This is a genomic window from Gordonia sp. UCD-TK1 (assembly GCF_001691435.1).
GTDB lineage: Bacteria > Actinomycetota > Actinomycetes > Mycobacteriales > Mycobacteriaceae > Gordonia > Gordonia hongkongensis.
On sequence record NZ_LZMP01000004.1, the window covers coordinates 91,463 to 104,653 of the forward strand.

At 66.9% G+C, this 13,191-nt stretch carries 13 protein-coding genes and 1 pseudogene; 5 read left to right on the top strand and 9 right to left on the bottom strand.

The features are described from left to right. Nucleotides 1-37 precede the first annotated feature (37 nt). Complete coding sequence (locus A9310_RS04100; RefSeq protein ID WP_249356290.1) at nucleotides 38-226, top strand: hypothetical protein; 189 nt, start codon at nucleotides 38-40, stop codon at nucleotides 224-226. Between the two features lie 127 nt (nucleotides 227-353). Beyond that, nucleotides 354-1,214, top strand: coding sequence for an LLM class F420-dependent oxidoreductase (locus A9310_RS04105; protein ID WP_065629522.1), 861 nt, complete (start codon nucleotides 354-356; stop codon nucleotides 1,212-1,214). An 11-nt stretch (nucleotides 1,215-1,225) separates the two neighbouring features. Here A9310_RS04105 and A9310_RS04110 read toward each other — a convergent pair whose 3' ends face one another. After that, on the bottom strand, nucleotides 1,226-2,506 hold the full coding sequence (locus A9310_RS04110; RefSeq protein ID WP_065629485.1) for a nitrate/nitrite transporter: 1,281 nt from the start codon (nucleotides 2,504-2,506) through the stop codon (nucleotides 1,226-1,228). A 169-nt stretch (nucleotides 2,507-2,675) separates the two neighbouring features. Further along, nucleotides 2,676-4,904, bottom strand: a complete 2,229-nt coding sequence (gene dnaB, locus A9310_RS04115) for a replicative DNA helicase (RefSeq protein WP_065629486.1) — start codon at nucleotides 4,902-4,904, stop codon at nucleotides 2,676-2,678. A gap of 569 nt (nucleotides 4,905-5,473) precedes the next feature. Here dnaB and A9310_RS04120 point away from each other — a divergent pair. Next, nucleotides 5,474-6,136 (top strand): hypothetical protein, encoded by a 663-nt coding sequence (locus A9310_RS04120; protein WP_065629487.1) that lies wholly within the window; start codon nucleotides 5,474-5,476, stop codon nucleotides 6,134-6,136. 82 nt (nucleotides 6,137-6,218) lie between these two features. Here A9310_RS04120 and rplI read toward each other — a convergent pair whose 3' ends face one another. The 4 genes from rplI to rpsF all read right to left on the bottom strand — a co-directional run bounded on the left by rplI (nucleotide 6,219) and on the right by rpsF (nucleotide 7,954). Further along, nucleotides 6,219-6,674 carry a 50S ribosomal protein L9 gene (gene rplI / locus A9310_RS04125; RefSeq protein WP_058252880.1) on the bottom strand — a complete coding sequence of 152 codons (456 nt, stop codon included), beginning with the start codon at nucleotides 6,672-6,674 and terminating at the stop codon, nucleotides 6,219-6,221. A gap of 18 nt (nucleotides 6,675-6,692) precedes the next feature. Beyond that, on the bottom strand, nucleotides 6,693-6,950 hold the full coding sequence (gene rpsR / locus A9310_RS04130; protein WP_004020662.1) for a 30S ribosomal protein S18: 258 nt from the start codon (nucleotides 6,948-6,950) through the stop codon (nucleotides 6,693-6,695). 86 nt (nucleotides 6,951-7,036) lie between these two features. Continuing rightward, complete coding sequence (locus tag A9310_RS04135; RefSeq protein WP_058252881.1) at nucleotides 7,037-7,558, bottom strand: single-stranded DNA-binding protein; 522 nt, start codon at nucleotides 7,556-7,558, stop codon at nucleotides 7,037-7,039. 114 nt (nucleotides 7,559-7,672) lie between these two features. Further along, nucleotides 7,673-7,954, bottom strand: coding sequence for a 30S ribosomal protein S6 (gene rpsF, locus A9310_RS04140; RefSeq protein WP_058252882.1), 282 nt, complete (start codon nucleotides 7,952-7,954; stop codon nucleotides 7,673-7,675). 167 nt (nucleotides 7,955-8,121) lie between these two features. Here rpsF and A9310_RS04145 point away from each other — a divergent pair. Continuing rightward, nucleotides 8,122-9,516, top strand: a pseudogene (locus A9310_RS04145) (hypothetical protein); the annotation flags it as partial. Nucleotides 9,517-9,603: 87 nt separating this feature from the next. Beyond that, a complete protein-coding gene (locus A9310_RS26205) occupies nucleotides 9,604-10,176 on the top strand; it encodes a GNAT family N-acetyltransferase (RefSeq protein ID WP_254661172.1) in 573 nt (190 codons plus the stop codon). A gap of 3 nt (nucleotides 10,177-10,179) precedes the next feature. Here the strand turns inward: A9310_RS26205 and A9310_RS04150 are convergent, their stop codons facing one another. From A9310_RS04150 to A9310_RS04160, 3 genes are read right to left on the bottom strand one after another with little or no spacing between them, the layout of a single operon-like run. Beyond that, nucleotides 10,180-10,587: a hypothetical protein gene (locus A9310_RS04150; protein ID WP_058252885.1), complete on the bottom strand. Its 408-nt coding sequence runs from the start codon at nucleotides 10,585-10,587 to the stop codon at nucleotides 10,180-10,182. Nucleotides 10,588-10,623: 36 nt separating this feature from the next. Beyond that, nucleotides 10,624-11,562, bottom strand: coding sequence for a hypothetical protein (locus A9310_RS04155; RefSeq protein WP_065629489.1), 939 nt, complete (start codon nucleotides 11,560-11,562; stop codon nucleotides 10,624-10,626). 52 nt (nucleotides 11,563-11,614) lie between these two features. Then, nucleotides 11,615-13,156, bottom strand: a complete 1,542-nt coding sequence (locus tag A9310_RS04160) for a glycosyltransferase family 87 protein (RefSeq protein ID WP_223259053.1) — start codon at nucleotides 13,154-13,156, stop codon at nucleotides 11,615-11,617. Nucleotides 13,157-13,191: the final 35 nt, after the last annotated feature.

Genomic DNA, 13,191 nt, shown 5'->3' on the forward strand with positions numbered 1-13,191 from the left:
CCACTCCCTGCTGATCGGCATGATGGTGGGTGTGTTGATGATGACGCTCGTGCTCGTCGTCGGGGCCGCGGCGGCCGGGTGCGCGATGACGGCGGCGTACGTCTACCTGCGGCCCGGTGACGACCATGTGCGCACCGAACGGCTCGCCCGGCGGTGGCTGATCGTGACGGCGGTCCTCGGTGTCACCGCGCTCTGCCTGCGATTCGGGTGGCTGTTGCTGAGTTGAGATCCAGTACGTAGGCCACGCAGCGCAAAATGCGGGATCCGTGTCGGAAACCGTTACGTATCCCTCACTCTGTTCTGCTGAGGCATACGATGCCGAGCAGTACCCGACCCACGGATTCGGAGTCATGATGCGACTGGGACTACACGCGCTGGGCATCGGGACCGGGGCACGCCGCGACATCATCGACGCCGTGGCCCGCGAAGCCGAGGCACGTGGTTTCCGCACACTGTGGTGCGGCGAGCATGTCGTGATGGTCGACGACCCGGCGTCGCCGTACCCGTACACCCCCGACAAGAAGATCGCGGTTCCCGCCGAAGCGGACTGGCTCGACCCGACGATCGCCCTCTCCTTCGCCGCCGCGGCCACCACCACGATCCGGCTCGCCACCGGGGTGCTGCTGCTCCCCGAACACAACCCGATCATCATGGCCAAACAGGCCGCGTCGCTCGACCTTCTCAGCGGGGGACGAGTGACCCTTGGCGTGGGGATCGGTTGGTCCCGTGAGGAATTCGACGCACTGGGGGTGCCGTTCGCCCGACGAGGTGCCCGGACCGACGCCTACGTGGACGCGATGCGCGTGCTCTGGCGCGACGAGATGGCCACCTACCACTCGGAATTCGTTGCCTTCGAGAACATCCGGGTGAATCCGAAGCCGGCGGCCGGCCGTATCCCGTTCGTCGTGGGCGGCAACAGCGACCGGGCGCTGCGCCGGGTCGTCGACTGGGGCGACGGCTGGTACGGATTCAACCTCGACGACGTCGACGCGGTGGCTGATCGGATCCGCACGATCGACCGGTTCTGCCAGGAGAGCGGACGGGACCGTTCTGATCTCGACATCGCGGTCGCGCTGCGGAATCCGGCTCCCACGGACCGCGCCGGTCTCGACGCTCTCGGCGTCGACGAACTGGTGCTGGTGGAGTCACCGCCCGCGAATTCCGATGCGGTGCCGGGATGGTTGGACGAGCTGGCGGACCGCTGGGCGGTCTGAGGCGGACGGAACTAGCGCGACCACCGTTCCGGCTCCTCACGCAACAGAGGCGCACGCACCTTGCGGCGATAGCGGTAGATCTGGACCGCGCCCAGCCCCCAGAGCATGAACTGCGCCGACATCGCCCAGGTGAACGCCTCCGGCGGATATCCCTGGACCCCGTCCGGGGTTCGCCAGTCGAGGATGAGACCGATGAGCCCTGCGAGGATCAAGCTGGCAATGAACCCCGCCTGGTTGATGATCCCGGTGGCCGTGCCCGCCCGCGATGCCGGATTGGAGGTGCGGCCGACATCGAAACCGATCATCGACGCCGGACCGCCCATTCCACAGACCACCACCAAGAGCACGAGGAGCGCGAACGGCGCGCCGCCGGGCCACGCCAGTACCACCGTCCAGGTGGCCGCGATTCCGGCGAGCACCGCCAACACCAGCGTCGACCTGTGCCACGGCCACCGGGTGATCAGCCCCGCGAAGATCGGGCCGAACGCCATGATGGCGAACACCATGATCGTCAGGAGCAGGCCCGCCGCACCGGCGCTCATCCCCTCGCCCTCGACGAAGAAGGGGTAGCCCCACAACAAGCCCAGGACGGTGGCGCTGAAGTGGGTCGAGAAGTGCATCCAGAAACCCAGTCGGGTGCCGGGGTGATCCCACGACTCGCGAAGGTTTCGCCGGATACCGGTCAACCCGAGCATCGGTCCCGACACCGACCGGACCGCCGCGGAATCGCGCACGACGACCAGTGCGACCACGAGCAGAACGGCGCCGATCCCAGCGGTGGCCAGGTACGCGCGACTCCATCCGAAGGTGGACAGTGCCCAGGTCATCGGTATGGCGGCCGTGACCGCGCCGAGTTGGCCGAGCACGCCGGTGAGCTGCGTGATCAGCGGGATCCGCCGCGCCGGGAACCAGCTCGTCACCAGTCGCAGGACACACACGAAGGTCATGGCGTCGCCGACCCCGAGGAAGAACCGCGACGACAGCGCCCACGTGTAGTTGTCCGCGAACGCGAAGCTGATCTGGGCAAGCGTGAGAATCAGCGTTCCGCTGAGGAGTACCCGACGCGGACCGAACCGGTCGACGACGAGCCCGACCGGCACCTGCATCAGCGCGTACACCAGCAGCTGGAGCACGACGAAAGTCGACAACTGCGAAGCGCTGATCTCGAAACGCTCGGCAGCCAGCAGGCCGGCAACGGCCAATGAGGAGCGCTGCAGCACCGCAACGAAGTAGACCGCGACCCCGACGACCCAGATGGTCATCGCCTGCCGCGAACTGACCGGCGAGGTCATCGTTGGGCCTCGCCGTCCGGTCCCACCGACAAAACTCTTTCGATCACCTAACTATTGTCCGGTACGGGGTGTGGGACCTTGTCCGGGCCCCGCTTTGAGCGCGATCAAGACTCTAGAGTGAGGTATCTGTACCGGAAACCGAGACGAATCCCGCACTCTGCGCGGTCGACTACCCCCGCGCCATGTCCACGAACCGACTCAGATGTAGCTGGTGCGCAACGGTAATGGTGGCAGTGGGCCCATTACGGTGCTTGCCGACGATGATGTCGGCCTCGCCCGCGCGCGGGTCGTCACGCTCGATGGAGTCGGGGCGGTGCAGCAGGATGACCATGTCGGCGTCCTGCTCCAGCGAGCCGGACTCACGGAGGTCCGACACCTGGGGCTTCTTGTCGGTACGTTGCTCCGGACCACGGTTGAGCTGACTGATCGCGATCACCGGGACCTCGAGTTCCTTCGCCAGCAGCTTCAACTGGCGGGAGAACTCCGACACCTCCTGCTGCCGGGACTCGACCTTCTTACCCGACGTCATCAGCTGCATGTAGTCCACCGCAACGACTTTCAGGTCGTGTCGCTGCTTGAGACGGCGCGCCTTGGCGCGGATCTCCATCATCGTGAGGTTGGGTGAGTCGTCGATGAAGAACGGCGCCTCCGAGATCTCACCCATTCGACGTGCGAGCCGTGTCCAGTCGTCGTCGCTCATGGTGCCGGCACGCATGTCGGCGAGCTTGATCTTCGCCTCCGCCGACAGTAGGCGCATGACGATCTCGGTCTTGCTCATCTCCAGCGAGAACATGGCGGCGGTCAGACCGTGTCCGATGGCCGCGGAGCGCAGGAAGTCCATCGCCAGGGTCGAGTTGTGCGTCGGGACCATCGCTTCACCCGCGAGATACAGGTGGTCGGCGTTGTCGACCTGGACGCAGCGCACCGGGACCGGGTCGACGGGGCGAACGGCGACGACGCGTCGGACACCGGCCCGGCGACGCAGCTCCTTGTGCCGAATCGCCTTGTGGTGCACGGTGAACACGTCTTCGTCGGCGTCGACGCGCAACCACCCCGTGGCCGACCGCTTGTAGTTGAAACCGAGCCCTGCCACGAGGTCGGCGACGACCGCCGTCATGTGCCGCGTCGCGGCGGGCACGGTGATCCAGCCGTCGTCGTCCACCGAGGCACGGGCATCCAGCAACCCCGCGAGCAGGGCACGACGCTGCGCGATCGAACCACGGAGATACTCGTACGGAATCCGGCCACCGAGGTCCGCCATCAGCGTCATGACGTCGACCGGGCCCTCCGCGTCGATGCGCATGCTGATCTCGGGATCGTCGAAGGCCATCCCGGCCAGCGCCGCCACCGTGTACGGGCCGTACGCGAACCGCTTGCGCGGCAACTCGAGCGGCGCGGTGTTGCGCACGACCGCGCAGCCGACGTGCGCCCGCAGGCCGGCGGTCGTGATGACCCGCCGCTCGCCGTCGATCTCGGCCGCCCACTGGTGTTGCTCGTCGGCGACGATCGTCGCGCCGTCGTTGAATTCGATTTCGTAGCAGGGCCGTTCGGTCATCACCTCGGTGGCGGCGACGACCCGGGTGGGCCGGCCGTGGGCATCGAGCAGGAGATCGCCGACCCCGACCTTGCCCATCGTGGTCCAGCCGGTGGGCGTCGGCAGCGGGGTGTCGAGCGCGAGCGCCTTGCCGACACCAGGACGTGCGGCGACGATGATCATCTGACCGGGGTGGAGCCCGTTGGTGAGCTTGTCGAAATCGGCGAAGCCGGTCGGGACACCGAGCGAGATGCCGCCTCGCGACGCGATGGAGTCGATCTCGTCCATCGTCGGCTGCAAGAGATCCTCGAGCGGGACATAGTCCTCGGCGGTGCGCTTCTCGGTGACCTCGTACACCTCGGCCTGGGCGCGGTCGACCACCTCGGCGACATCCTGCCCGTCGGCGCCGGCATAGCCGTACTGGACGATGCGTGTGCCGGCCTCCACGAGTCGACGCAGCAATGCCTTCTCGGCGACGATCTCGGCGTAGTAGCCGGCGTTCGCGGCGGTGGGCACCGTGGAGATCAGCGTGTGCAGGTACGGCGCACCACCGATGCGCTTGAGCTCGCCCGCCCGCTCGAGTTCCGCGGCGACCGTCACCGCGTCGGCGGGCTCGCCTTTCGAGTACAGGGTGAGGATCGCCTCGAAGACCGCCTGATGGGCCGGACGGTAGAAGTCGCCGGTGCGGATCTTCTCGACGACGTCGGCGACCGCGTCCTTGGACAGCAACATGCCACCGAGCACCGATTGCTCGGCGGCGAGGTCCTGCGGGGGCTGCCTACCGAAGTCCTCGGCGGGGATCTCGTCTTCCCGGCCTCGCCCTCCGGCGGCGGGGCCGCGCCCGCGGTCATCCACAACAGCCACGCGTGTCAAACCTCTCGCAACGTTCGATCCCACCCGACATCGAATGAGTACGACTCTGAGTCTGGTGTCGGCCCCGGTAGGCCACGTCGCGAGTCCCCGGTGTCGACGTCGTGTTCTGGTCAGTCTCTTCCTATCGGGTGGCACCGACAGCCAAGTGTCGTGTGCGCCGAGACGGGCGGAGACGCTGAGGCGTGACACTAGGACGTCTGCGACCGCTACTCAAACCGACCTGTTGACGGATCTGGGGAACACTTGTGGACGGTGTGTGAGTTGCGCGGGGACGAGTTGTGCAGCCTTTGTGGACAACCTGAGGAATCAGGGTGTGAACAACACAGTTTTAGCAGGTCAGCGCCCTCACTAATTTCCACAATCAAGTAATTGGAAATCGTTTGGACTTCTTCGGCGCGTCGTCTTGCGGGCGTGTTGCGGACACCTGTTCAACTCCCCGTGGCGAATATTCGGGTGAACATCCGGTGTGGTCTGCGTTACACCTGGCCAGACGGGCGGGCGACGCCGCTTCGCACGATTCTGCGGCGATCGCCGAACGACGCCCCTTCGGGTGTGATGCAATGTCGATCGTGTCGAGGTTGGGGTTGAGGTCCGTCGTCGTCCGTCGTGCGGTCACCGTGCTGGCGGCCGTGACCGCTGCCGCCGGGCTGGCGGTGGCCCCGCCGACGTCCGCCGCGCCAGGCCCCTCGATGCCCCTCGAGTTCGATCTGTCGCGTTATCAGCCGGTCGCCCCCACGACCTTCCGATCGCTGGCCTATGTCGACAACGGACGGTCTTTCTTCACCACCGGTAGGTGGGTGTGCGAGATCGGTCCCGGCTACCGTTACGTCGGCTGCGCGGGCCGTCCCGCGACCGCCCCGCCGAACGCGACCGGCGCGGTGATCTCCGATGATCAGCAGGGCCCGTGGTGGGCGCGTGCCGATCAGACCTACCGGTTCGGCCCGGAGAGCGGCTTCCGGCCACCGGTCCTCGGTGTCGGCAAACGGGTCACCATCGAAGGCGTCACGTGCACCGTGCCCCGTCGCGACACCGTCGCCTGCCGCACCGGCGACCGCGCTCTCATCTTCACGCCCGCCTGGCACAAGTTCTTCTTCCCGTCCTGGGACACCCTCGGTCCGGGCAACAACGCGGTCGACCACAGCGCCAACCCGGCACCGCAGTACCTTCCGCCGCGACTGCAGTACTGGAACCAGCTGCCGGCCAGTCCGCCTGCGCCGAAATAGGGGCTCAGCGGAGGCGCTCAACAGACACGACAAGGCCGGGTGGAGGATCTCCACCCGGCCTTGTGTATGTAGAACGCTGAGGTCAGCTCGCGGCGACGACGGCGAGCTGGACGGTCGCCGAGACCTGCGGGTGCAGGTTGACGACGACCGGGTAGCTACCGGTGGCCTTGATGTGCCCCTTGGGCAGCTCGACGCTGCGCTTGTCGAGGGTCGGACCGCCCGCGGTCTTGATGGCACCGGCGACGTCTGCCGCGGTGACCGAACCGAAGAGCTTGCCCGAGTCGTGGGTCTTCACGTCCAGCGAGACGTCGGCGAGGCCCTCGAGGGCCTGCTTCAGCTCGTTGGCGTGCTCGAGACCGCGGACCTCGCGGGCCTCCTGTGCCCGACGGATGCCTTCGACCTGCTTCTCGGCGCCGCGGGTGGCCTTGATGGCCAGGCCGCGGGGCAGCAGGTAGTTGCGGCCGTAGCCGTCCTTGACCACGACGATGTCGCCGGCTTCGCCGAGGTTCTCCACGGCGGCGGTGAGGATGAGCTTCATGTCAACTGATCCTTCCGCTTATCGGCTGGTCGAGGTGAAGGGCAGCAGGGCCACCTCACGCGAGTTCTTCACTGCCACAGCGACGTCGCGCTGATGCTGCACGCAGTTACCGGTCACGCGACGCGACCGGATCTTGCCCCGGTCGGACAGGAAACGACGCAGCAGCGCGGTGTCCTTGTAGTCGATGACGGCCTTCTTGTCCTTGCAGAAGCTGCACGCCTTGGTCTTGGTGACCTTCTCGACGCGAGGCTTCCGGCTCGGCTTTGCCTTTGCCATGTGTGTGTTGCTCCAGTCAATGCTGTCGGGGACGGTCGCTGCCGTTCCCGGGCTGTTCGGGGCGGATCATCGTGCCCCGACCGATATCAGAAAGGTGGTTCGTCGTCCCCGCCGCCGAACGATCCCCCGCTGTTGCTGGCAGGCGCGCTGCCCCAGGGATCGTCGGCAACCTGCTGGTTCGAACCACCGCCGCGGCCACCGCCGCCGCCCGATCCGAATCCACCGCCGCCACCGCCACCGCCGCGCGAGGCCCGATTGACCTTGGCGGTGGCGTAGCGCAGCGAGGGGCCGATCTCGTCGACCTCGAGTTCCACGACCGTGCGTCGTTCACCCTCTTTGGTTTCGTAGGACCGCTGCTTGAGCCGTCCCTGCACGATCACCCGGGAGCCCTTGGTCAGGCTTTCGGTCACGTTCTCCGCGGCGTCGCGCCAGATGTTGCAGCGGAGGAACAGCGCTTCGCCGTCCTTCCACTCGTTGGTCTGGCGGTCGAAGGTGCGCGGGGTGGAAGCCACCGTGAAGTTGGCAACCGCTGCGCCGGACGGCGTGAACCGCAATTCCGGGTCGGCGGTCAGATTGCCGATGACGGTGATGACCGTGTCGCCTGCCATGTGTGTTTCCCCTCGGGTCGTTGGTGGGCACTCGCTGATCGACATGCACCGGATTCTGGGCTCAACCCTAGAACCCGGTACCGACGTCTTCACACGATCAAGAAACCCTGTGGATTACTTCCGCAGGACCTTGGTGCGCAGAACCGACTCGTTCAGCTTCAGCTGACGATCGAGCTCGGAGACCGTGGCGGGCTCGGCATTGAGATCGATGACGGCGTAGATGCCCTCGTTGTGCTTGAGGATCTCGTAGGCGAGTCGGCGCTTGCCCCAGATGTCGACGCCGTCCACCGAACCGCCGTCCTTACGGACAACGTTGAGGAAAGTATCGAGTGAGGGTGCGACGGTGCGCTCGTCCAGATTCGGATCGAGGATGACCATCAATTCGTAGTGACGCATAAGACCACATCACCTCCTATGGGCTAGGTCGGCCACGGACTGTCCGTGGCAGGAGGGTCGCCTGCGTCGGCAACCGGTCCAAGATACATGACCTGCCCGTTCGCAGAGAAATCCGTGGTCGCGGGCCGCCTCGGCGACACATCATGGGACCACCTACGCTGTTGCCCATGTCGGAGCGGCGGACAACCCCGGGCCGGTGGTCGGCGCGGCTCTCCGGCCGTGGTGAGACGGCCGTGATCGTCCTCGTCTCGGTGTTGGCGACAGCCGCGACGATGTTCTGGAGTTTCCAGGCGAAGCTGCGGTGCGGCGGCGCCCCGTTCGATGCACTCGGACGTAGCGACAACTGGCCGACCGGCGATCCGGACGCGGTGATCCCCTGCTACTCGGACCTGATGTATCTCTGGCTCGGTCGCGACATCAACACCCACGTCTTTCCCTACATCCACGGTGGGATCACATCGGACGGCACCCTGTTCGGTGGCGTCGTCGAATATCCGGTCCTCTCCGGCGTGCTCATGTTCGCCGGTGCGGTCGGCGCCGACACCGACACCGAGTTCTTCACCCAGTCCGCGCTCCTGTTGGCGCCGTTCGGTTTCGCGATCACCGTGCTGCTCGCATCGATGGTGCGCTGGTGGGCGTTGCTCTGGGCCGCAACACCTCCGCTGGTGCTGTACTCCTTCCACAACTGGGAACTCCCGGTCGTTGCCACCGCCGTCGGGGCCGTCGCCGTGATGGCATGGGGCGCGTCGGTCCACCCCGTAACCCGTGGACGACGACTGCCGCTTCGTACGAGCGCGGTGATCGCGGCGGTTCTGCTCGCGATCGGATTCTGCCTCAAGCTCTACCCGGGGATCTTCGTATTACCTTTGGCGGCATACGTTCTCACCCGCGGAGCCGGCGGAGCGCGCATGGTCGAACGACGACGAGACGCCCGCGGCGGTCTCGACTGGACGGGCGCCGGTTGGGTAGCGGGCGCTGCCGTCGTGACCGTGGTCGCGATCCAGTTGCCGTTCATGGTGCTCGGATTCGACGGGTGGAAGGCGGCGCTGTCGTTCCAGAGTCGACGACGAGCCGACGTCGACACCAATTCCATCTGGTACTGGGGGCTGCGCTATCTCACCGGGACCGGTGACACCTACCACTCGCTGGTCAGTGTGCTGTCGCCGCTGCTGATCCTCACGACGTTCGGGGTCGCGATGTACCTCGGGTGGCGCCGCTTCGACCGCGTCGACACCTTCCCCTGGATCGGCGTGAGCGGCGCGATGCTCGCGGGTTTCATGCTGTTCCACAAGGTCCACTCCCCGCAGTACACGCTCTGGATCCTGCCGTTCTTCGTTCTGATGAAGGTCCGGTGGTCGGTGATCCTGACGTATCTGCTCACCGACCTCGCCCTCGACCTGACGATTTTCCGGCTGTTCCCGATCCGCGATGCCGGCGAGCCGCTGCCGTGGTGGATCGTCACCGGCGTCGCCGGTTCGGTGTGGGTGCACGCCGCCCTGCTGGCCTACCTGATCGTGACCCTCCCGCGGACCCCGCTCCGGGAACCGTTGGCCTCCAGGGTGGCCGCACACGTGCACGATGCCACCGATCAGGGGTCCGCTGACGCACCCCGGCACCCCGCCGCGAGACGCGATGGCGAGAGGCTCGTCATGAGTTCCTGGTTGGCGACCGGCCCCCTGGTGCACGGACGAGTCACGTTGCGACCGATCAGCATCGAGGACATCGGACCGTTGGCGCGCGTGGTCGACGACCCGACCCGATTCCGGTGGGTCCCCGGAGTGCCGACGGACGAGGACAGCGCCCGTCGGTTCGTCGACTCGGCGCTCCGGTCCCGGGTGGCGTTCGCCGTGGTCGACAACACCGACGGCAGTGTCGTCGGGTCGACGAGTTTCTACGACATCGACGAGGCCAACCGGGCCGCGTGCATCGGGTACACCTTCTACAGCGAACGCGTCCAGGGAACCGCGGTGAACCCCACCGCCAAGTTCCTGCTGATGCGCCATGCGTTCGAGGAGCGCGGCGCCGTCCGCCTCACCTGGCACACCCACGAGAACAACACTCAGTCCCGCGCCGCGATCACCAAACTGGGTGCCAACTTCGAGGGTCTGCTGCGCAAGCACCGCCGATTCGGCGACGGCTGGCGCACGACAGCCTTGTACGCGATGACCGACGACGAGTGGCCGTCGGCGAGAGATCGCCTGTTACAACGAATCTCTGTCTGAGGCCTAGGGATTCGCGGTGTGCTCGGGATGGCCCTGGGTGCGCCGGTCTTCCTTCATCCGCGCCTCGTGCACGTGTCGCTGGCCGTCGGTCAGGTCGGCTCGAACCCGGTTGACGTACTCACGCAACGGGCCCCAGTAGGTGTCGTCGAATTCCTCGACGACCTGGAATGTCCAGCGCCCCTCGAGAACGTTGCGACCCACCAACTCGGTGGACAGCTCGTCGGCGAACTCCCCGTGTCCGGCCTTTCGTAATTCGTCCACTGCTTCCCCGAGCAGCAGATCGCCGCGTCCGATGAGTTGGTGGAACGAATAGAGGTGGCCGCGGGCGCGCTCGATGTACTCGAGCGCCTCCCCCACCTTGCCGACCGCTTCCGCGGTGTCGTCCGAGATGTGTGGTGCGGTATCCGACATGATCCGTCATTACCCACCGGAGCGGTCACCCAACCGTCAGTACTCCCCGTGGTAGGAGTGCCGGTAGCGATCGCCCTCGAGCGACGCCCTGATCTCACCGACCTCGCCTCCTAGTGCGGTGTTGATCTTGTGCCCCAGCCGCTCGAACTCCTCGTGTGCGGCAGCCGATCTGGAGGTGAGCGCGGCGAGCGTGGACAGCCAGCGGTGTACGGCGCGCAGGTCGTCCGTCGTCAACGGTCCCCTCACCCAGTTCTCGCGTTCCCACGTCTGTCGTTCCCATGCCTGCCACGGATGATCCCAGCCGCTCGGCGGCGAGATGGCGAAGAGGCCCCGCACGATGACGTCGTTGCGGTCGATGCCCGCATCCGCACGCCACCCGTCGACGACCCTCGAGTAGGCGACGTAATCGGCCGCGGTCCACGTCGACTCGCGAAGGTCCCGCCAGCCGGCACGGCGCAGCGACCTGGCCACTTTGCTCTCGAGGACCGGACTCGGATGTTTCGGCTCCCCGGCGCCCGCGAAGTAGAGAAACCAGGTGAAACCGGCCGGACCCAGACGCTCGATCATGTTGCCGCCCTTGTCGGGCCGAAGCATCGCATACGCCGCGCCGGGCTCCTCGCGGCCCGTCTCGGCCGCGTCTCTCAGCAGCCCGCCGAGGTACTTCCGGTCGGCGGACACCGCGGCGATCCGCTTCTTGCCGTCGGAGGTGCGGCGGCCGAGACAGAACGCGACGACGTTCCACAGCAACGCAATCGCGTCGTCGGGCGAGTCGGTGGCCCGAGACCCCAGCGCGAACAGGTCTGCTCTGCTGATCTTGTTGCCGAGCAACGAATCCGGGAGCCCGTGTTCGGCGAGCGCGTCCGTCCACCACTGCCGGTCGACGGCGACGGTGTCGGAGTGCAGTTCGGCGGCCCGGTCGCCCGCCGAGAGCCAGTCGGTGAGATCGTCGGGGAGAGCGAGTGTGGTGTGCTTCATGGTCGTTTGGACGCAGCGGGGCCCGGTTCGGTTCCGTCGCGTTCGGTGACCGTCATCCGCCCACCGGGGCCGGTTCCCGAGGACCATCCGCCGTGCCGAGCGTCCTCGCCCGGCGGCCGATCCGGTCGGGAGCACCGTCGAGGACACCACCGGCCGGGTCGTCGTACCATCGGCCGTCGTTCCCGCGGCGGACGAGGTCGTCGCGCGGATGCCAGATCTGCCAGAGGACGACGGCACAGAGGACCAGCACCATCAGTCCGCGGAGCACGACGGCTGCGGTGAACCACTGGTCGGGAAGCCAGCGACGTTCGGCCTCGAGGAACAGACTCATCCGCGGCACCCAGATCAGGGCGTCGAGCGTCATCCAGGCCAGCAGCAGTCGAGTATGTGGAATGGCAAGCACGGCAAGCGGAACCAGCCACAGCGAGTACTGGGGACTCCACACCTTGTTCACCAGCAGGAAGCCCGCCACCGCGAGAAAGGTCAGTTGGGCCACGCGGGGTCGGTGCGGCGCGAGGATTCCGATCGCGGCCACCGCCGCGATCACGGCGACCGTCAGACCCACCGACAACGCGTTCAGATAACCGATGTTCCATGTGAAACCAGCCGAGTCGGCCACGATCCGGTAGATGGTGTCGGGGTCCGCCGACCGATCGCCGTTGAATCGGAAGAACTCCCACCACCCCGTCGGGTACGGGATCAGGATCGGCAGGTTGACCGCCAGCCAGGCGCCGATCGCCGTCGCAGCCGTGATCCCGAACTCGCGGACTCTCCCGCTGCGCAGACAGAGCGCACCCAGCACCACCAACAGGAGTGCGGGATACAGCTTCGCGGCCGCGCCGAGCCCGATGAACAGGCCGGCCACCCAGAACTTCTCCCGCGACCAGGCCAGCAGGGCCACCGCGACGGCCGCGGTGGCGATGGCGTCGAAGTTGGTGAACGCGTGGACGACGACGAGGGGGGACAGCGCCACCAGCCATACCGTCCACATGCGGGTTCGCGCGGTGAGGGCCGTCGCCCAGACGGTCACGAGCCAGAACGCCGCCAACGCCAGGGCGGCGATGGTGAAGAACAGCACGACGTCGAGCGCGCCGGGGACACCCCAGTTGGCCTCGGCCCAGACCCAGCCCTGCGTCAGCTGCGCCGCGCCGTACATGAACATCCCGGTGACGACCGGATACTCCATGTACCGCTTGATGGTCTCGCCTTCGGAGCCCTCCTGGAACCAGAAGTCGCGGTAGGGCAGCGCTCCCCGGTTGAGGCGTTCCGCCCCGAACAGGCTGATCACGTCGGAGTAGCAGAGGTTGGTGAACTGACGCTGATCGTCCCAGTCGAGCCGCATCTCGGCGCTCGCGCCGGCGGCCCCGGAGTCGGCCGGCGCCTGTTGCAGGCACCCGGCCTTGCCGAACCAGCCGAGCGCGAGTCCGCACAACGCGAGCGCGAAGAGCACCCGCAGCGGAGTCAGATGCCGGCCGCGCCCGATGACGGCGTGCGCCCCGACCGGCCCGCCGACGAGCGAACTCGCCTCTCGCACCAGACCGTCCGTGCGCGTCGGCAAGATGCGTGTATCGTCGACACGCTGATCGCTCGCCAGTGGTGCAGGGCTGTCCCAGACGGGTTCAGAGCCGC

What these genes read in the sequence shown, in the direction of transcription:
- A9310_RS04150 (WP_058252885.1), bottom strand. Translation starts at nt 10,587, where the DNA reads ATGTCGGATACCGCACCACACATCTCGGACGACACCGCGGAAGCGGTC.
- A9310_RS04155 (WP_065629489.1), bottom strand. Translation starts at nt 11,562, where the DNA reads ATGAAGCACACCACACTCGCTCTCCCCGACGATCTCACCGACTGGCTC.
- A9310_RS04135 (WP_058252881.1), bottom strand. Translation starts at nt 7,558, where the DNA reads ATGGCAGGCGACACGGTCATCACCGTCATCGGCAATCTGACCGCCGAC.
- A9310_RS04120 (WP_065629487.1), top strand. Translation starts at nt 5,474, where the DNA reads ATGTCGATCGTGTCGAGGTTGGGGTTGAGGTCCGTCGTCGTCCGTCGT.
- A9310_RS04110 (WP_065629485.1), bottom strand. Translation starts at nt 2,506, where the DNA reads ATGACCTCGCCGGTCAGTTCGCGGCAGGCGATGACCATCTGGGTCGTC.
- rpsF (WP_058252882.1), bottom strand. Translation starts at nt 7,954, where the DNA reads ATGCGTCACTACGAATTGATGGTCATCCTCGATCCGAATCTGGACGAG.
- rplI (WP_058252880.1), bottom strand. Translation starts at nt 6,674, where the DNA reads ATGAAGCTCATCCTCACCGCCGCCGTGGAGAACCTCGGCGAAGCCGGC.
- A9310_RS04105 (WP_065629522.1), top strand. Translation starts at nt 354, where the DNA reads ATGCGACTGGGACTACACGCGCTGGGCATCGGGACCGGGGCACGCCGC.
- A9310_RS26205 (WP_254661172.1), top strand. Translation starts at nt 9,604, where the DNA reads ATGAGTTCCTGGTTGGCGACCGGCCCCCTGGTGCACGGACGAGTCACG.
- A9310_RS04100 (WP_249356290.1), top strand. Translation starts at nt 38, where the DNA reads ATGATGACGCTCGTGCTCGTCGTCGGGGCCGCGGCGGCCGGGTGCGCG.
- rpsR (WP_004020662.1), bottom strand. Translation starts at nt 6,950, where the DNA reads ATGGCAAAGGCAAAGCCGAGCCGGAAGCCTCGCGTCGAGAAGGTCACC.